The sequence below is a fragment of the Pararhodospirillum oryzae genome (assembly GCF_007992075.1).
Classification (GTDB): Bacteria; Pseudomonadota; Alphaproteobacteria; order Rhodospirillales; family Rhodospirillaceae; genus Pararhodospirillum; species Pararhodospirillum oryzae.
The window spans coordinates 20,578-37,428 of record NZ_BJZO01000041.1; the positions used below are offsets into that span (position 1 = coordinate 20,578).

Below are 16,851 nucleotides of genomic sequence, written 5' to 3' on the forward strand. Positions count from 1 at the left end.
CGACACCGTATATCAGGAAATACTGAAAAACCGATCCGGGAGACAACGCCCCATGGTTCCCGTGGAAATTTACACCACGCCGATTTGTCCCTACTGCCTGCGCGCGAAGGACCTGCTGCGCCGCAAGGGGGTGACGTTCACCGAAATCAATGTGCAGGGCAACCAGACGCGCCGCGCCGAAATGACCAAGCGCGCGAACGGCCGCCACACGGTGCCGCAGATCTTCATCGGCGCCCATCACGTGGGCGGCTGCGACGATCTGGTGGCGCTCGATCGCCGGGGCGGCCTGGATCCCCTGCTGAATGGGGGCACCCCGTGAGCCCGGCTCCCCAAAGCGCGCCGGTGCGGGTGGCCTGCGTTCAGGTCACGGCCGGACGCGACCTTTACCCCAACCTGGAGCGCGCCACGACCCACATCCGCGCGGCGCACGCGGCCGGGGCGCGGATGATCTTCCTGCCCGAAAACGTGAGCATGATGGAGGGCACCTCGCAGGCGGCGCGCGCCAAGGCCATGCCCGAGGAAGATCACGTGGCGCTTGGCACCTTCCGGGCCCTGGCCCGCGAGCTGGACATCTGGCTGCACACGGGCACCCTGGCGGTCAGCGTGGGCAATGGCATGATCGCCAACCGCACCTACATGCTGGACCCGGAAGGCGCCATCCGCGCGCGCTACGACAAGATCCACATGTTCGACGTGACCCTGGCCGGCGGCGAGCGCTATTGCGAAAGCGCCACCTTCCAGCCTGGCGCGCAGGCGGTGGTGGTGAACACGCCATTCCTCCCGGTGGGCCTGTCGGTGTGCTACGACGTGCGCTTCCCCCACCTGTTCCGGGCCCTGGCCCAGGCCGGGGCCGGCCTGCTCACCGTGCCCGCCGCCTTCACCCAAACCACCGGCAAGGCCCACTGGCACGTGTTGCTGCGCGCGCGCGCCATCGAAAACGGGGCCTACGTGGTCGCCCCGGCCCAAACCGGCACCCACGAGGACGGCCGGCGCACCTTCGGCCATTCCCTGATTATCTCCCCCTGGGGCGAGATCCTGGCCGACGCCGGCCCCGACGAAGGCTTCATCGTCGCCGACATCGACCCCGCCCGCGTGGCAGAGGTCAGGGGCCAGATCGCATCCCTCAAGGACGACCGTCCGTTTACGGTAAGCGTGGTGTAAGCGGGGGGGGCTTCCTGGGAAGAAACGCGGGGCTCTGCCCCGCTCCCCGCTGGGGCCTTGGGCCCCAGACCCCGGTCAGGGGGAACACAGGGCGTATTGATTGGTAATTTCGATGACCGAAAGCTGATCCAGGGGCAGAATGTAAACGGGCGGCCGTTGGCCCCGGGTGTTCAGGATCGTTTTCATCTGCCGCTCCGTCCGGACCTGCCCCAGGGCGGCGCCGATCAACCCCACCCAGAACACCCCCACCACCAGCTGCGGCTCCAGCAACAGGCCGCTTTCGGGTTTATACGGTGCAGCGGTGATGACAGAATCTCCCCCTTTGGAACGTCGGACACTTCAGCGGACTCCCTTTGACAGCTTGAAAACACAACACAAGCGAGGCATTTAATTTACGTACCACCTATAAGGTAAAATCGTTGCCACCTTGAGGTAAATTAACCATTGAAAGTATCTTTTATATGACGAAATATACCTTTTTTGGTCATCCAGCTCCCCTTCCCCAAGGAGCATCGGGCAAGAATTCACGGCACGGATCCTATAGAGAGTCTCCAAAACTGAGAGCAAGGATTGTACAAAGAGCGTGGGGATTTTCCCTAAAAGAATCGCAGCTAGATTCCCTTTCGAAACGATCCTTGTAGAGAAAAATGAAGAATTGACCATCCAGAACCGCAATATATTCCCGTTTAATACGCCATCCCCTTGAACGATAAGCGCGTAAAAAGCCCACACCCCCTTGTGGCAGATTGAGTGTCACGCCGCCCCAAACTCCCCAAGATCAAAGGGAGACCACACCGTTACACCGCACGCGCAACGAAGCACGAACACTCTGATAGACTTCGGAGAAATCAAAAAATGAGCTATGCGTCAGCTACGGAAACGCTTCGCCCGTTCGCGCAACGCCGCCTACAGGACATCCGAGAGCAAGAAATACTTCGACTAGCAGCATCTATTAATGGAGCTAATGGACAAAAATCGGCTGACTCTGCTCGTTTTTTTGTACTGAAATGGGCTCAGGATCAAGCGGGTAGCAAATTACCGGAAGAAGCGTGGAAACAGCAAACCTTTGAACATCTTGCCGGTGGCCGCAATTGCTCTGGTGTTCGCATCATAAATGACAATATGGACATATGGACAATTCGATCGGAACGTCCCGATACGAACGTAGCTCAACGCGTTTGGACAACCGAAATAACGATTGGCTTTCAGCAGTCTGAATCACCCCTCATCGGCGTCAGGTCATTGGTCAGTTCTCCCGAAAGAGAATTGGCAATTGAACCGGCCGTTCCAAAATTTCTTCGCAAAATTGCATCTAAATGCGGTTTGCGACGTCAAGAACAGGATCTATCAGAGTACCCCTGGTTCATTGGATCCGATGCTGACGTCGATATTTTGCAGGATATGCTGGTCGACCCTATCCGAGACATGCCCATCTTTGTCCTGACAGTACCCGAAGGCGCCGCAGATAAGGTACCCTTGATTGATCCCGTTCCTCTCGCACGAGCAACGCTTGGGATCGCTTCTGTTGTCGTCATCCCCGCCCGATTCACATGGGCATTAACGGAACGATTTGGTAAACGCCTCTCGGTCTATGGTGGTGCGGCCCGTGTCTACCTTCCGGGCTTTTCCGAGGACGCCAATCCCTATGGCAGGCATGAGCTTTTTCTGGCGGATCGCATATCCACCCCAGAAAGTGCGACTCGGATAAGTACTTGGATGCGTCGGCTTGCAGCCCATGAAACCCTGAAACGATTCCACCTTGAACGGGACGTTCTATCCTTTGCCACGGTTCGGGAACAGAGTCTTGATTTTACAAGCAATCGCCTGGAACGAGAATGTGCAAGCGATGCCGATCAATTGAAGGCTGCTCGGACACAAATTAGTGCACTGAAAGACGACCTAAACAAAGCGTTAGACATACAGAAATGGCTGTACGAAGAACACTCTGCAGCCGAAGAACGAGCCAAGACGGCAGAGGCTCAATTGAATGCCGCAGGCTTTCGAATCCAGCAACTTAAAGATCAATTAAAGGCACGAGGCGATACTCCCGATACGAATATTTCTCCCCCTAACACCTGGGAGGAGTTTCCCGACTGGTGTGATCAAAATTTGGTCGATCGGGTGCTTCTTTCGGCGCGAGCCAGAAGAGAAGTTAAGGCACCTCTGTACCGCCATGTATCGACTGCCGCAGAATGTCTGTTATGGCTGGCCAATGAATATCGTGAGCGACGCCTTGCCGGTGGTGACGGAGATCTCCGGATTCCGCTCAAAAATGGGATTAAGAACGACCAGTGTGGCGATCACAGTTTCAAATTTGACTGGCAAGGGAAACGGTTCGATGTCGAGTGGCACATCAAAAATGGAGGTAATACTCGTGATCCAACCCGGTGCCTCCGAATCTATTATTTCTGGGACGACGTAAATCAACATGTAATTATTGCATCGATGCCATCCCACATTACCACTGGAGCGACTTAAAATACACAAAGCCATAAGTTTGACCCATTTTGTAACTTGAACATTCAGATTCAGCCATGATGCCCAAGGGAGATCACAGATCGCGCAACGTCATGATACCTTATCTAAGAACTTGGCCCGTAATCGGATAGAGAGCGCCATTACCTTTCCATTTTCCTGGCGAGTTTGACTCTGGAAGCGAAGATCCAAGCCATTGTGGTGTCGACTCTTCTTTCGAACTCCTTGGCAAGGCGCCGATTCCGGCCCAGCCAAGCGAAAGTCCTCTCAACGACCCAGCGCCTGGGCAGGGCAACGAAGCGCTGGGCGGTATCGGATCGTTTGATGATCTCCACGGTCCACTCGCCAATGCCGGCCAGGGAGATTTTCAGCTTGTCACCCGTTCAGCTTGTCACCCGCATAAGCGCCATCGCGGTCTTGGATGTTGAGGCCATGAACGAGGACGCCACGTGTAAAAACAGCGCTGTACCGTCGAGCGTGGCGGAAAACTGCCTGGCACCATCCGCCACGGGCAGCCCCAGACCCCAGCCAACAAAAAATCGCTTTCACCACCGACCGCAGCTCCACCCGACGACGCTCCCCCGAGACGATCGACCGTGTGTTTAGTCCCGGGCGACGTTGGTTTCGTGGCGCTGGGCCGGTTGGGGAGGACGGATCCAAAACCGGGATCAATCGGATTGCTTCATTCGGGCCGTCGCCGAGGCGGTGTTGGCCGAGACACCCTCGACGTCTTGGACCACCCGCGAGACACGCTCCGCGATCTCCTTGGCCGCGCTATCTTGCTGGGCCACCGCGGCGGCGATGGTTGAAGAGACCTCCCGGACATCGCGGATCATGGCGCCGATTCCGCGAATGGCTTCGACGGCCTGCCTCGCTTCGTTCTGCACCGAGGTGATCTGGGCCGCGATCTGTCCGGAAGCGCTGGCGCTTTGATTGGCAAGGCTTTTGACCTCGCTGGCAACAACGGCGAACCCCTTGCCGGCAGTGCCCGCCCGCGCCGCCTCGATGGTGGCGTTCAGGGCCAGGAGGTTGGTCTGGGCCGCGATGGCCCCGATCAGTTCGGTAATGGCGCCGATACGCTCGGCGGCGTTCACCAGGGCCTGAACGCCAAGATCGGTTCGTTCGGCCGCCTCGGCGGCCCGGGACGAGGAGTCCGCCGCCTGTGCCGCCCGGCTGCTGATTTCAGTAATGGACCCCGCCAGATGCTCCGTTGCCGCCGCCACCGTCCGGGCATTGGCGCTCGCCCGATTGGCCGCCGTCGCCACGGAATCGTCCAGGGAATTCGCCAGGTTGGTGATCGAGTCGCGCCACTCCTTTTCGGCTTCCTTTTGTCGAAGCTCGGCTTGTTTCTGGGCATCGACATCGATCAGCGACCCACAGGCCCGCAACGCCACCCCTTGCGAATCCCGGGTTACCCCGCCGATCGCGCGAAACCAGCGATACCCGCCATCCTTCATCTTCAAGCGGTACATGACGTCATAGCCAGTCCGGTTGGTGCGGTCGTTCAGGCAGGCGCCGAAGGCCTGGAATGTCGCCTGGGCGTCGTCCGGGTGCAGCCGGTCCGACCATGACGTCACCACGTCGGGGAACCCCCGGGTATCATCGGCGGCAAACCCCAACAGGCGGCGGAATTCCTTCGACCACTTCCATTGGCTTTTGGCATGCATGGGGTCGCCGTTATGAAACAGGGCATCCCATAACCCGACGCCGGACGATCCTTCGAACAAGGTGGCGCGTTCCAGCTGGCTCCTTTCATTGTGAACATCAATCAAGGAGCCGCACGCCCGCACGGCCACCCCCTGGGCATTCCGGCCCACCCCGCCGACCGCCCGAAACCAGCGATACTCCCCATTCTTCATTTGCAATCTGTAAATAACATCATAGCCAGTCCGACTGCTGCGGTCGTTCAGGCAGGCGCCAAAGGCCTGGAACGTCGCCTGGGCGTCGTCGGGATGCAATCGATCAGACCATGACGTAACCAAATTGGGAAAACCGATCTCGTCGCCCTGCTCGAACCCCAACAAACGACGGAATTCCTCGGACCACCGCCACACACTCAAAGAATGCATCGGATCGCCTTCATGCAACACGGCATCCCACAGTCCAACGCCGGCATGGTGGCTCAGCAGTGCCATTTCGTCGGACAGGTTATTTTGTTCTTTTTTGCCGATTTTTTCTTTTTTCCCAAACGAGAAGATCATCAGACCGTTTCCCTGGTTCTGGCATGGCGCCGTGGTCTCCGGCTGATCCAGCCGAACCGATCAATTCGCCCAAGGATGCATCACAACCGACACACCGTTCTCCAGGGAAGTGGTCGTCACACGACTCATTTTCCAGACCCGCCGTGGAATCCGGAGGAAGAGAAGTTCTTCATGGTTTTCTCGTTGTATTTATTTAATTTAAAATTGCATCAAACGCCGGGCGAACTTGGTGCGCTAATCACGCGGTGCCACCAGATTTCTATGGGGTTGCCGGCCGCTTCCTGGGCCGCGATTTCGTCCAGGTGGGCGGGGAAGCTTCTTTGAATGTCTCCGGCCTAAGGCGTTCTGGACGGGCGACAGGCTATAGCGAACCAGTTCCAACGACACCTCTTGAATTGTGCTCCGTTTATGAGCACATTTTTAGCAGAGATCAAACAAGGAGAACGACCATGCCCCGAGCGGCGGGAACCAAGGATGACCGGCTACAGGTGCGCCTAGACGCCGCGTCGAAGAGCGTGCTCCAGCGTGCGGCGAGCTACCGGCACAAGACGGTCAGTCAATTCGTCCTCGCGACGGCAATGGAAGAGGCCGAGAAGGTGATCCGCGAGAGCGAAGTCGTCACTCTCTCCAGCCCGGACTGGACGCTCTTCTATGAGGCGCTGACCAACCCACCAGCGCCGAACACGGCCCTGCGCAAGGCGTTCGCAACGTACCAGAAAACCAACGGATGAGGCAGTCGCGTACGCCATGGCTGATAGCGCCACTCAACAGCAAGGCCCATGACCGGGCGGGCTTCTCGTGCGGCGCTATTGAACTCGACCGTTACATCCGGGAACATGCTTCGCAGGATATGAAGCGGGATGTCGCCCGCGTCTTCGTGGCCACAGATGCCGAAGCGCCCACAGTCTGCGGTTACTACAGCCTGAGCGCCACCAGCTTTCAACGCGACAACCTTCCAGCCGACCAGGCCAAGCGGTTGCCGCGTTACCCCGTGCCGGCCGCTCTGCTCGGCCGACTGGCCGTCGATGACGGTATGAAAGGGAAAGGGCTGGGCGCCTTCCTGCTCATGGACGCCCTGAACCGGATCCTGCTCGCGACACAAACGCTGGCGGTCCATGCGGTGATTGTGGAGGCGAAAGACAACGAGGTCGCAGCGTTCTATCGCAAGTACGGGTTCATTCAGTTTGATCAAGATGATGCAAGGTTGTTTATGCCGATGGCGACGATCCGGAAGTTAGCTGACGGATGACAAGAGGGCGGAAAACCTGACTGGGAGGGGTGGAGGCGATGTGTCCCGGCCGAAACGAGCCTTGCTACTGCGGTAACGGTCGAAAATACAAGCACTGTCATCTTGCGATCGACGAGGCCCCCCTTGAGCATCGCTATGAGGCCGCGCAGCAGGTTTACGCTCGGAACTGGACATCGACGGCTCAGGCGCACTATCAAGCGCAACGCTATCACTGGATGGCTGAGCAGATAAAACCCTTCACACCGCACCGTATACTTGATGTTGGGTGCGGTAGCGGGCATGGGATTCTGGCTCTGTTTGACGTGCTGGGGAAAGACATTCAGGTCGTTGCCCTCGACGAAAACCCCGTGTGCCTGAAGGCCGCCGCTCAAATTCTTGTGGAAGGCGGCGTTGATGCCACGTTTGTGAAGCGCTTGAAGCCTGTCTTGACGACGGAGGGATTTGCGTTTGAAGCGGCGCCCCTCGTTGGTCCCTTCGATGGCAGATGTACGTTGGTCGAGGCAGATATCTGCAATGACCCAGGCATGATTCAAGCTCTCGTTAACGACAGTTCTTTCGACTTAATTACAATCTGGCTTACCGGCACACATATGATGCGGAAGTTCAACAAAGATGTGAGAAGTAAAAACATTGAGAGTGACGGCATGCATCGCCTCTATGTGCAGAACAGGGTTTACGAACTGGCAGACCGTATATTGAAAAGCGGCGGAGTCCTTCAAGTCGTTGATCGGAGCGAAGCCCCTACAACTGAGGAGATGCGGGACGATTGTCTGAACGCGCATCGCGACCAAGCATCCGTCACCAGCCTCGACGTGAAGACACTTGAATACCTCCCTTATGACGAGCCACAAACATCGCGCACGCCGATGATCTTCACACCTAGCACCTCCGGCAGAGTACCGAAACAGTTCCAGCCGGCAATCACCTCCGTCATCTCCATCAAGCCATAGCCGGTATCACTGATCGAACAGGTTGAAGTCGAGCCCTAAGGGCCTGCTTTATTCTTGGTTGCATTCCTTCTCCAGTAGGCGTTCCTTGGCCTGCCGCCACGCCCTGTGCAAGTGCCAAGTGTTTTCGATAGAGTTCAGCTCTGGGCATTTGGGTAGAAGCGGTAGCACGGTGATCGTCGCAGGGATTGGCAAATCGCCGGAGAGATGCCCTCCAGCCTGATCAAGCCGTCCCCACAAGGCCCGCGTCGCCTCCCGCCCGCCCCTACTCCCGCCACAAGGTCCAGGCGCGGGTGGCGGCGCCGGGGACGCTGCGGGCGGCGTCGATCATTTGGGACAGCCAGCCGGCGGGGCGGCGGCCGCGCTGGAGCTGGCGCTGGCGGGCCAGGGGCTCCACGGCCGCGAGGCAGGCGCGCAGCGCGTCCAGGTTCCAGGCTTCGCCCCCCTCCCCGTCTCCGGCGGGGCGGAGCGCGACCAGGGCGCAGCGGGCCAGGGGCACGGCCAGGGTTTCGGCGCTCCAGGCCCGGGCTTCTCGCATCAGGCGTTCCTTGGCCCGGGTGCCGTTTTCGGGCGCGTAAGGGGGCGCCCATTCCAGGGGGGGCGGCAGGCGGTCGGCGTGGGTCAGGGCCAGCACCACCGGGGTTTCGCAGCGCCTCGGGTCCTGTTCGACCAGGGCCCGCAAGGCCGCCAGGGCGCGCTGGTCCACGGCACGGTCGGCGCGGTGGGCGGCGGCCACCCACAGCACCACGTCGGCGGCGTCAAACTGGGTCCGCCAGGGGCCATCCGGCTCGCCACGCACGCCGGGGCTGTCGATCAGCACCAGCCGGCCCAGGCGGGCGTCCTCGATCGCCACCGCCTGAAAACCCTCGGTCGGGCGGGTAAGCCCGCTCAGCACCCGCCCGGCCCCGGCCAGGGCGTTGATCAGCGCCGACTTGCCCGCGTTCGCCTGCCCGGCCACCAGCACCACCAGCGGCTCGGGCCCCTGCGCCTCGGCCCCTTGCGCCTCGGCGTCGGGGTCCCCGGCTCCCGGCGTTTCAGACTCTCCCCCCCCGGCCCCCCGGGATGCCTCCGCCCGGGCCGCCGGTCCGGCGGCGCGGGACGAGGCGTCCGCGCGGGGAGCGCGGTAGCCGCCGGCGTACAGGCGGATGGCGGTTTCGCCCACTTCGCGCACCAGCACGGCGGCAAGGCGGGCGCGCAGGGCGTCGCCCAGGTCGCGGCCGACCGTGTCGCTCACACGGCCCCGCACCTCGTCGGCCAGGGCTTGCAGGGGATGGGTCACCCGCAGCATCCGATAGAGCCGCCACGCGCCCGAGGCCCGCGCGAGCCAGGCGCGCCCGCCCAACGCCAGCCCCACGTCCACGTGGCGCACGATCGGCACGTCGCGTTCCAGGGCGTGGCGCACGGCGCGGGCCACGTCCTCGGTCATGTGCAAAAGCTCGGGCAGGGTCACGCGGCCCCAGGCCCGTTCGTCGCCCGGATGGTAGGCCTGGGCCACGGCCAGGACGGTGCGCCGCACCAGGTCCTGGACAGAGGCGGCGTCGGCCACGTCGGCGGCGGTGGCCTGGGCCATCAGGGCCTTGACGGCAGCGCGGGCGTTGACCTCGGCCTGGGCGGCGCCGGGAAGAGCCGGGGCCAGGGGCGCGACCCCGGCGGTTTTCCGGCCCAGGCGATGGAGCCCGCCCACGGCGATCGCCACCCCCAGGCCCACGCCCGCGCCCGCCAGAAGCCAGCCTTGTTCCCACAGCCACACCCCCCCCAGAACGGCCAGCGCGAGCACCGGCAGGGCATACAGGGCGGCGAGCAGCAGCACCCGCCAATGGGCGCGCAGGTCAGCGGGTCCCAGGGTCATGCTTGGGGTCTCCGGAGGGCTCGGGCGCCGGGAGCCGGGGCGGGGTCAGGGATCGGGTCTGGCGGTAGGCGGCGCGGGCCTCGCGAAAGGCGGCCTCGTAGCGGGCGCGAAGCGCGGCCCGTTCGGGCGTGCGCCCGGCCTTGCGTTCGCGGAAGTAATACAAGGCGGCCTCGCCAATGCCCCAGGTCACGGCAAAGGTCCAGGCGGCACTGAGCGCCGTTCCCCAGCCCAGGCCCAGCTTCAGGCCCTGTTGCGCGATCCAGCCGCCGCCAAAGCCCAGCAGAAAGCCGGCCCCCAGGGTGGAAAGGAACTCGCCCCACAAGGCGCGATCGATCCCCAGCCCGCAGCGGCGCGCCACCGCGCGCACCATCAGCGCCTGCACGCTGGCCGAGCCCAGCCCGCCCAGCACCGGGGCCGGCACCGCGTTGGCCGCCGCCGCCGCCAGCGCCCAGGGCAGGACCACGGCGGTGCGCACCTGGGCCTCGTCGTCGCGCCCGCTCAGCGCCCGCAGGCGGGTGATCACGTCGGGCAGCAGGGCTTCCAGTTCCTCCAGCAGGCGGTCCATGCCGTAGTTGGCGGGCACCACGCCGTCCTCGGGGCGGGTGACATCAACGGGCACGAACACCGGAGCCTTCCCCCCGGGCAGGCCGGCGAACAGGGCACGCTGGGCGCACAGGGCTTGACGCAGGCCCAGGGGCAGGCGGGCCAGGGTGTCGTCGGTGGCGGTGCCGGTGAAGGGATAGGGCAGATCGTGGCCCCGGCCCGGGGGATAGAGGTGGTGCAGGCAGGTTTGCACCACCACCAGCGGCCAGTCGGGATGCGCGCGGCGCAAGGCGCGGACCACGCCCAGGATTTCGTCCAGCGCCAGATCCTCGGCCCGGGCCACCACCATCAGCACCTGGGCGCGGGCCTCGGCCAGGGCCAGGGCGGGGGCGGGATCGTGGTCGGCCGCGTCGCCCAGGCCGCGCGTATCCAGGAACTCGACCAGGGGCGCGTCGGGGGGAAAAGCGTAGGCGCGGGTTTCGCGGGTCATTGGCTTGAAGCCGTTGCCCACCTCGTCGTAGCCCTGGCCGGTCAGGTCGGCAACCAGGCTGGTCTTGCCCGCCGCCGTCTTGCCCAGAAGCCAGATCACCGGCACCAGGGCCGCCGTCTCGCTCATCGTTGCCCCCGGATGGAACACGTCACGCTGGAGCGCATGCTAGCGCGGGTTGGCGTCGTCGGCCAGGGGGCGGGTCCGTGCCCAGTGCTGGGCCAGGGCGGCGCAGACCAGAAGCTGGATCTGGTGAAACAGCATCAACGGCAGCACGATCAAGGGCACGGCCTGGCCCGCGAACAGCACCCCGGCCATGGGCAGGCCGGTGGCCATGCTTTTCTTGGAGCCGCAAAAGAACAAGGTCAGGCGATCGGCGCGGCTGAATCCGGCCCAGGACCCCAGGCCCAGGCTCGCGGCCATGACCAGGGCGAGCACGACACAATCCAGGGCCATCACCAGCAGGAAATCCCACCCCGACATCAACGACCACACCCCGCTGGTCATGCCCTCGCTGAAGGCCACGTAGACCACCAGCAAGATGGCGCCGCGATCCACCATTGAGGTGACCCGGCGGTGACGCGCGACCCACCCGGCCAGAACGGGGCGGGCGAGCTGACCCAGGGCAAAGGGCAGCAGCACCTGAAGGGCGATGTCTTCCAGGGCATCCAGGGAAAAGCCCCCGCCGGGTCCCCCCATCAGCAGCCCGACCAGCACCGGGGTTGCCACCACGCCCAGCAGGTTGGAAACCGTGGCGGCGGTCAGGGCCGCGGGCACGTTGCCGCCGGCGATGCCGGTGAAGGCAATGGATGACTGCACCGTGGAGGGCAACACGCACAGGTACAGGAAGCCAAGCACAAGGGGCGGCGCCAGCCCCAGGCCGAGCGCCGCAATGCCCAGGCCCAGCAGGGGGAAAACGCCATAGGTGCACAGTAGCACCAGAAGCTGCAACCGCCAGTGGGCCATGCCGCGCCCGACCTCGCGCGGGGCCAGACGGGCGCCATACAAAAAGAACAGCAGGAAAATCGCCCCGGTCACGGCCACCGCCGCGCCCTCGGCCCACGCGCCTTGGGCGGGGAACAGGCTGGCCCCGCCCACGGTGGCCATCAAGGCCAGCACGTACGGATCCAGGGGAACAAACCGCATCACACCCGCCATGGGCCCACATTCCTTTCGCCTTGCTCGGGGCCTGTTGTCTACGCCCCGGCGGGGGTCCGGAGCAAGCGGAGGGGCAGCCCCGGGGCCCCGGGACGCGCACGGCCCCGGGGCTCCGGCAGCGGATCAGAGAATCTCCTTGATCGCGGCGACAACCTGCCCCGCGTCCGGAATATAAAACTGTTCCAGGGGCGGGCTGGCGGGCACGGGGATGTCGGGGCCGGTCACGCGGCGCAGGGGAGCCTTGAGGGCGGCGAAGGCCTGTTCCATGACCACGGCGGCGATTTCCCCGGCGAAGCCGCCGGTGCGGGTGGCCTCGTGCACGACAACAAGCCGGCCGGTCTTGCGCACCGAGGCCAGAAGGGTGTCGGTGTCCAGGGGGGTCAGGGTGCGCAGATCAACGACCTCAACGCTGATGCCTTGAGCGGCCAGTTGCTCGGCCGCTTGCAAGGATACCCCCAGCATCTTCGACCACGTCACAAGGGTGACATCGGTCCCCGAACGCTTGATGTCGGCCTTGCCCAGGGGAATCGTGTACGCCTCGTCGGGCACGTCGCCCGGCGCGAAGTAAAGCCCCATGTCCTCGATGAAAATCACCGGGTTTTCGTCGCGGATGGCGGATTTAAGCAGGCCCTTGGCGTCGCGGGGCGTGGCCGGCATCACCACCTTGAGGCCGGGACAATGGGCGACCCAGGCTTCAAGGTTGTGCGAGTGCTGGCAGCCGGCGCCAAACCCGGCCCCGCTTTTGATGCGCACCACCAGGGGAAAGGCGGTCTTGCCCCCGGACAGATAGCGCAGCTTGGCCGCATGGTTGACGATCATGTCGGAAGCCAGGGTGAAGAAGGGATTGAACATGATCTCGATCACCGGGCGCAGGCCGGCCGCGGCGGCGCCCACCGCCAGCCCGGCAATGACGGCTTCCGAAACCGGCGTGTCCTTCACCCGCTTCGGCCCGAACGCGTCAAGCAGGCCCGTGGTGGGCATGAGGGGGCTGGTGTGAATCCCCACCCCGATGCCTTCGCCGGCCAGGAACACGCGGAAATCCCGTTCCATTTCCTCGCGCAAGGCTTGATTGATGGCCTGGCCCATTCCGAGTTTTTGCATCACCCCTGCCTCCTCACGCGACCCAGACATCATCAAGCGCTTCCTGCGGCTCGGGCCAGGGGCTTTCCTCGGCGAACCGCACGGCATCGGCCACGGCTTCGGCCGCCGTGGCGCGCATGGCCTCCAGATCCGCGTCGCCCAGGGCGCCGGCCTCGCGCAGCGTGTTGACGAGGCGATCGATCGGGCACTTCTTCTTCCAGGCGGCGATTTCGTCGGCCGGCTGGTAGAGCTGGTGATCCGTCTCCCCATGCCCGCGCCAGCGGTAGGTCAGGCACTCGATCAGCGTGGGCCCCTCGCCGGCCAGGGCGCGGGCGCGGGCGCGGCGGGTTGCCTCGAACACGGCCAGGGCGTCGTTGCCGTCGATGCTTTCGCCCGGCATGCCATACGCGGCGCCTCGCGCCGCCAGGGAGTCGACCGGCGTGTGTTCCCGGTAGCTCTGGGCGGCGGCGTACTTGTTGTTTTCACAAACGAACAGGACCGGCAGGCGCCACAGCCCGGCCAGATTGAAGGCTTCGTGCACCGAGCCCTCGCCGGTTGATCCATCGCCAAGAAAGCAGACGGTCACGGCTTCGCGGTTTTCGTACTGCTGCGCGAACGCCGCGCCCACGGCGATGGGCGGCCCGCCACCCACGACCGTGGTCGTGCACAGGGCGTTGACCTCGGGCACCGCCAGGTGAAGCGTGCCACTCTTGCCCTTGTTGCACCCGGTACGCTTGCCGAAAATCTCCGCCATCAGCGCCTTGGGATCGGCGCCCCGGGCCAGCAGATGGTGGTGGCTGCGGTGATTGGTGATCAGGATATCGTTCGCCGACAGCGCGGCGCACACCCCGGATCCCACCGCCTCCTGACCCGTGGCAAGGATCATCATGCCGTGAATCTTGCCCTGCTGGCGGACAAGATCGGCCAGGGTTTCCTCGAACTGGCGCGCCAGGATCATGGTGCGCGCCATTTCCATTTGTCTCTCTTTGGGAATGGACATCGGGAACGGTTTCCTTGTGACAACGCCACGGCTCGCGCGGCTCCCTCCTTTGATCACCCGATCAAAAGACGCGCGTCAAAGGCGGAACGGCCCGAGAGCCCCTGTCAACACCGGCTTGCCAGCGCTGCCCGGAGTTCGTCGCGTTTGAATTCGTCGATAAGGTCGATGTTGAAGAGATGCTCAAGCAAAGCGGTCGGACCAACGTGCATCCTGAGCGCCATCTGAACAAGGCCATCGCGATCCAGGTCGCCGGGCGGCAGCCTGTTCCGAACAAGTGGGCGCGGCATCAGAAGCATTGCCGCAAACGCATTCGCGCGCTTTTCAATGCCCGCAGGCGCCCAAGGACCGCTTGAATGCGTGATACGCCGGGCCCGTTCCCGGTCATAAAGGATGTGGAACAACTCGTGGGCCAGCGTAAAGCGCTTTCCAGGCTCCACGGCATTGTAAGGGCTGGTCACGTTCACCATGATCGTTGGATGATAGCCGGCTCCCGCGATGGCAACGCCGCGTATCGTTGGCGTTTCAAGTTTCTGCTCAATCACCTGAATACCCAGCCGCGACAGGAGGGCCTGCATGTCGATGGGGGTTGTTTCATGATCCAGATTTAAGTCTTCCAGGATTCCCTCGGCCAGGTCGTACCCTTCCTCGAACGGCGCGCTCAGTGGCGCGCCGATGGTTGGATCAACAAGCCTGGCCAACTCGGGGGAGTCCTGACCACCGGCTTGAGTCGCCAGCAAACGGAGCAATGTTTCGCTGTCGTGCGTGCCGATGTCGGGGTTGACGCTCCCGAACATCAAAACAGCGTCGTCGAACAGCGTCAGGGCCGGCAGCGCCGGTTCGCGAAGGCTCCGATCCCGCAGGCCGACCGTGCCGCGCGCGCTCTCGACTTTGCCGAGCAGGTCGGCGGACAGATACGCCTGTTCGAGCGCCGCGCAGGACAGGCCCCGGAGATGGTCGATCTTTTGGTCGAGGTCGGCAATCGACCGGCGATCGTCGGCGTCAAGATCACCCGGCGGCACGCTCACGGCCCAGGCCAAAGCCTCCCACAAGGGGCCGGCAACATCGCCAACAGGCAGGGTCGCGGCACCCGGCACCAGCATGAACCGATATCCATTCGGGGCGTAGCCGGGCTGCCGGGCGGTCCAGGAAATCTCGATGTCGTTCATAAAACGGCGGATAACGACATCAGGGAAAAGCGCGCTTGAATCCGCTGCACGCAGGGCATGCCGGGCCCACCACCCTTGCACCCTCGCGTACTCTGCCTGATCCTCTTCCGAGCGCGCGTCGATCAGGCGGCGAAGCGCCAGAAACACAGCGGTCGCCGCCGGTGCCCCATGATTGTCCCGCCAGGCAAAGCGTTCCTCGTGCAGCAACGAAACCCAATACGTCGCCAGCCAGTCGAAAAAGGGGAACAGGTACCAGTGAACCGCGTCCTGCTCGCCGCCAATGGACTCATGACGGGTCAGCACATGCCCGCCAACCGTGAGGCGTAGCGCCCCCATCGACCACCCGCCATGGGCCGGCCGTCGCTCGCGCGGTTCCCGATCCGGGATCCACCGGATCGCGATCTCGAAGCGCGATGGATTGCCAAAGCGAACGAATTCGGTCATCGGTCGTCCGTTGCCAGGGCCCAATGGATCTCGTTCCTGTCGAAACGAAAGTACTTTTTTGTCTGGCGCGCGGTGACGGCGCCGCTGCGCAACCAGGTGTTCTTGATAGCAGCCGGCACACTCTCCCACGGGATCGGAAAGCCGTGCCATGTGCCATCAAGGGTTGGCTTGGCCTCGAAGGCAATACCCCTGGCCGTCGCATAGCGTCGGCCGCTGGCCTCGTCCACCACGGAGCCCGCGAAGAGTTCCGCCGCTGGCGTGGCGGCCCAGTCATGGGCATGGGGATCGGTCGCGAACCCTCCGGCGGGAGTCCTGTGGGTCCACTCGGGACACAGCGTCCCCTTCTGCTCGTCGGCCGGTCTGTTCTTGTGCTTGGAAGAGCCGCGATAAAGCAAGGTCGCGGGCGAAACGGGACAAGGCATCGACCGATCCAAGGCTGGAAATGAGATCCTGCTGGCCCCCAACCTTATCAGGGGACACCGAGGCCGTCACCCCCACCGCCCGCGCAGCCGCCCCCCGGACCAGGGGCGTCCCCGCCCGCATCCTGCCCCCGTCGGCGCGCCCAATCTCAAGCGCCGGACGCGGGCCGACCTGGGGTCGGCGTGGCCATGCCGCCCTCGGAGAGGGGGTAGCCAAGTCATTCTCCTGGTCTGTCAGGACTGGGGCTGGACCGCGACCACCGCTTGAAGTTTGGCCAGGAAAGCGGCGGCGTCTTGGGTGTCGGGATGCCGGGGTCCCAGGACCTTGGTCCGTCCCGGGACCACCTCAATCATCAAGGCAAGGGCCTGGGCGGGTTCGTTCATCCGGAACAAGGTGTGGGCCAGATTGTTCTGGCTGGTCAGCGTATCCGGATGGTCGGGGCCCAGAACACGACGACAGGCCTCCAGCACGCCCTCCTCCAACGCTCGCGCCCCGGCAAGGTCGCCTTGGGCAAAAAGGGTTCCCGCCAGATTGTTCTGGCTGGTCAGTGTGTCCGGATGCTCGGGGCCCAGAACACGACGATGGACCTCCAGCACGCCGTCTTGCATCTCTTGCGCCCCGGCAAGGTCGCCCTGGGCAAAAAGGGTTGCCGCCAGATTGTTCATATTTCT

At 63.5% G+C, this 16,851-nt stretch carries 18 protein-coding genes and 1 pseudogene; 8 read left to right on the top strand and 11 right to left on the bottom strand.

The genetic code is table 11. The annotated features are described in order from the left end of the window. The first annotated feature begins 52 nt into the window (after positions 1-52). On the top strand, positions 53-319 hold the full coding sequence (grxC, locus tag ROR02_RS08650) for a glutaredoxin 3 (protein ID WP_147163622.1): 267 nt from the start codon (positions 53-55) through the stop codon (positions 317-319). Next, positions 316-1,161 carry a carbon-nitrogen hydrolase family protein gene (locus ROR02_RS08655; RefSeq protein ID WP_246135470.1) on the top strand — a complete coding sequence of 282 codons (846 nt, stop codon included), beginning with the start codon at positions 316-318 and terminating at the stop codon, positions 1,159-1,161. Before grxC ends, ROR02_RS08655 begins: the two co-directional genes overlap by 4 nt. 75 nt (positions 1,162-1,236) lie before the next feature. On the opposite strand, the gene ROR02_RS08660 is transcribed toward ROR02_RS08655, so the two are convergent. Then, the gene (locus tag ROR02_RS08660; protein WP_147163623.1) at positions 1,237-1,431 is read right to left on the bottom strand and encodes a hypothetical protein; all 195 of its coding nucleotides are present in this window, start codon (positions 1,429-1,431) and stop codon (positions 1,237-1,239) included. 585 nt (positions 1,432-2,016) lie between these two features. Between ROR02_RS08660 and ROR02_RS08665 the strand changes: the two genes are divergently transcribed. Next, entirely contained in the window at positions 2,017-3,639 is a 1,623-nt protein-coding gene (locus ROR02_RS08665) for a coiled-coil domain-containing protein (RefSeq protein WP_147163624.1), read from the top strand. A gap of 140 nt (positions 3,640-3,779) precedes the next feature. Here ROR02_RS08665 and ROR02_RS17620 read toward each other — a convergent pair whose 3' ends face one another. Both ROR02_RS17620 and ROR02_RS08680 read right to left on the bottom strand, forming a co-directional pair. Beyond that, positions 3,780-3,971, bottom strand: coding sequence for a transposase (locus ROR02_RS17620; protein ID WP_170245038.1), 192 nt, complete (start codon positions 3,969-3,971; stop codon positions 3,780-3,782). A 333-nt stretch (positions 3,972-4,304) separates the two neighbouring features. Next, positions 4,305-5,705, bottom strand: a complete 1,401-nt coding sequence (locus tag ROR02_RS08680) for a methyl-accepting chemotaxis protein (RefSeq protein ID WP_246135471.1) — start codon at positions 5,703-5,705, stop codon at positions 4,305-4,307. Positions 5,706-5,717: 12 nt separating this feature from the next. Between ROR02_RS08680 and ROR02_RS16600 the strand changes: the two genes are divergently transcribed. The 5 genes and pseudogenes from ROR02_RS16600 to ROR02_RS08695 all read left to right on the top strand — a co-directional run bounded on the left by ROR02_RS16600 (position 5,718) and on the right by ROR02_RS08695 (position 8,036). Beyond that, the gene (locus ROR02_RS16600; protein WP_170245035.1) at positions 5,718-6,161 is read left to right on the top strand and encodes a hypothetical protein; all 444 of its coding nucleotides are present in this window, start codon (positions 5,718-5,720) and stop codon (positions 6,159-6,161) included. A 125-nt stretch (positions 6,162-6,286) separates the two neighbouring features. Then, a complete protein-coding gene (locus tag ROR02_RS08685; protein ID WP_147163627.1) occupies positions 6,287-6,568 on the top strand; it encodes a type II toxin-antitoxin system TacA family antitoxin in 282 nt (93 codons plus the stop codon). Beyond that, positions 6,565-7,086: a GNAT family N-acetyltransferase gene (locus ROR02_RS08690; RefSeq protein ID WP_147163628.1), complete on the top strand. Its 522-nt coding sequence runs from the start codon at positions 6,565-6,567 to the stop codon at positions 7,084-7,086. Before ROR02_RS08685 ends, ROR02_RS08690 begins: the two co-directional genes overlap by 4 nt. Before the next feature lie 38 nt (positions 7,087-7,124). Then, positions 7,125-7,190, top strand: a pseudogene (locus ROR02_RS17555) (SEC-C metal-binding domain-containing protein); the annotation flags it as partial. 111 nt (positions 7,191-7,301) lie between these two features. Continuing rightward, positions 7,302-8,036, top strand: coding sequence for a class I SAM-dependent methyltransferase (locus ROR02_RS08695; protein ID WP_246135472.1), 735 nt, complete (start codon positions 7,302-7,304; stop codon positions 8,034-8,036). Positions 8,037-8,298: 262 nt separating this feature from the next. Here the strand turns inward: ROR02_RS08695 and ROR02_RS08700 are convergent, their stop codons facing one another. From ROR02_RS08700 to ROR02_RS08730, 8 genes are all read right to left on the bottom strand, one after another. Further along, positions 8,299-9,882 carry a GTPase domain-containing protein gene (locus tag ROR02_RS08700; RefSeq protein WP_147163629.1) on the bottom strand — a complete coding sequence of 528 codons (1,584 nt, stop codon included), beginning with the start codon at positions 9,880-9,882 and terminating at the stop codon, positions 8,299-8,301. After that, positions 9,863-11,041, bottom strand: a complete 1,179-nt coding sequence (locus tag ROR02_RS17400; protein WP_147163630.1) for a GTPase — start codon at positions 11,039-11,041, stop codon at positions 9,863-9,865. The genes ROR02_RS08700 and ROR02_RS17400 overlap by 20 nt, the downstream gene beginning before the upstream one ends. A gap of 39 nt (positions 11,042-11,080) precedes the next feature. After that, positions 11,081-12,070, bottom strand: coding sequence for a bile acid:sodium symporter family protein (locus tag ROR02_RS08710; RefSeq protein WP_147163631.1), 990 nt, complete (start codon positions 12,068-12,070; stop codon positions 11,081-11,083). 123 nt (positions 12,071-12,193) lie between these two features. Further along, positions 12,194-13,171 (bottom strand): alpha-ketoacid dehydrogenase subunit beta, encoded by a 978-nt coding sequence (locus ROR02_RS08715; protein ID WP_147163632.1) that lies wholly within the window; start codon positions 13,169-13,171, stop codon positions 12,194-12,196. A gap of 13 nt (positions 13,172-13,184) precedes the next feature. Then, on the bottom strand, positions 13,185-14,150 hold the full coding sequence (locus ROR02_RS08720) for a thiamine pyrophosphate-dependent dehydrogenase E1 component subunit alpha (protein WP_147163633.1): 966 nt from the start codon (positions 14,148-14,150) through the stop codon (positions 13,185-13,187). Positions 14,151-14,254: 104 nt separating this feature from the next. Continuing rightward, positions 14,255-15,760, bottom strand: a complete 1,506-nt coding sequence (locus tag ROR02_RS08725) for an ImmA/IrrE family metallo-endopeptidase (RefSeq protein WP_170245039.1) — start codon at positions 15,758-15,760, stop codon at positions 14,255-14,257. Continuing rightward, positions 15,757-16,182: a hypothetical protein gene (locus tag ROR02_RS16605; RefSeq protein ID WP_170245040.1), complete on the bottom strand. Its 426-nt coding sequence runs from the start codon at positions 16,180-16,182 to the stop codon at positions 15,757-15,759. The genes ROR02_RS08725 and ROR02_RS16605 overlap by 4 nt, the downstream gene beginning before the upstream one ends. A 231-nt stretch (positions 16,183-16,413) precedes the next feature. After that, the coding region (locus ROR02_RS08730; RefSeq protein ID WP_147163635.1) for a tetratricopeptide repeat protein at positions 16,414-16,851 on the bottom strand (438 nt) is incomplete at its 5' end.

What these genes read in the sequence shown, in the direction of transcription:
- grxC (WP_147163622.1), top strand. Translation starts at nt 53, where the DNA reads ATGGTTCCCGTGGAAATTTACACCACGCCGATTTGTCCCTACTGCCTG.
- ROR02_RS08665 (WP_147163624.1), top strand. Translation starts at nt 2,017, where the DNA reads ATGAGCTATGCGTCAGCTACGGAAACGCTTCGCCCGTTCGCGCAACGC.
- ROR02_RS08680 (WP_246135471.1), bottom strand. Translation starts at nt 5,705, where the DNA reads ATGCATTCTTTGAGTGTGTGGCGGTGGTCCGAGGAATTCCGTCGTTTG.
- ROR02_RS16600 (WP_170245035.1), top strand. Translation starts at nt 5,718, where the DNA reads ATGCAACACGGCATCCCACAGTCCAACGCCGGCATGGTGGCTCAGCAG.
- ROR02_RS08685 (WP_147163627.1), top strand. Translation starts at nt 6,287, where the DNA reads ATGCCCCGAGCGGCGGGAACCAAGGATGACCGGCTACAGGTGCGCCTA.
- ROR02_RS08690 (WP_147163628.1), top strand. Translation starts at nt 6,565, where the DNA reads ATGAGGCAGTCGCGTACGCCATGGCTGATAGCGCCACTCAACAGCAAG.
- ROR02_RS08695 (WP_246135472.1), top strand. Translation starts at nt 7,302, where the DNA reads ATGGCTGAGCAGATAAAACCCTTCACACCGCACCGTATACTTGATGTT.
- ROR02_RS08700 (WP_147163629.1), bottom strand. Translation starts at nt 9,882, where the DNA reads ATGACCCTGGGACCCGCTGACCTGCGCGCCCATTGGCGGGTGCTGCTG.
- ROR02_RS17400 (WP_147163630.1), bottom strand. Translation starts at nt 11,041, where the DNA reads ATGAGCGAGACGGCGGCCCTGGTGCCGGTGATCTGGCTTCTGGGCAAG.
- ROR02_RS08710 (WP_147163631.1), bottom strand. Translation starts at nt 12,070, where the DNA reads ATGGCGGGTGTGATGCGGTTTGTTCCCCTGGATCCGTACGTGCTGGCC.
- ROR02_RS08715 (WP_147163632.1), bottom strand. Translation starts at nt 13,171, where the DNA reads ATGCAAAAACTCGGAATGGGCCAGGCCATCAATCAAGCCTTGCGCGAG.
- ROR02_RS08720 (WP_147163633.1), bottom strand. Translation starts at nt 14,150, where the DNA reads ATGTCCATTCCCAAAGAGAGACAAATGGAAATGGCGCGCACCATGATC.
- ROR02_RS08725 (WP_170245039.1), bottom strand. Translation starts at nt 15,760, where the DNA reads ATGACCGAATTCGTTCGCTTTGGCAATCCATCGCGCTTCGAGATCGCG.
- ROR02_RS16605 (WP_170245040.1), bottom strand. Translation starts at nt 16,182, where the DNA reads ATGCCTTGTCCCGTTTCGCCCGCGACCTTGCTTTATCGCGGCTCTTCC.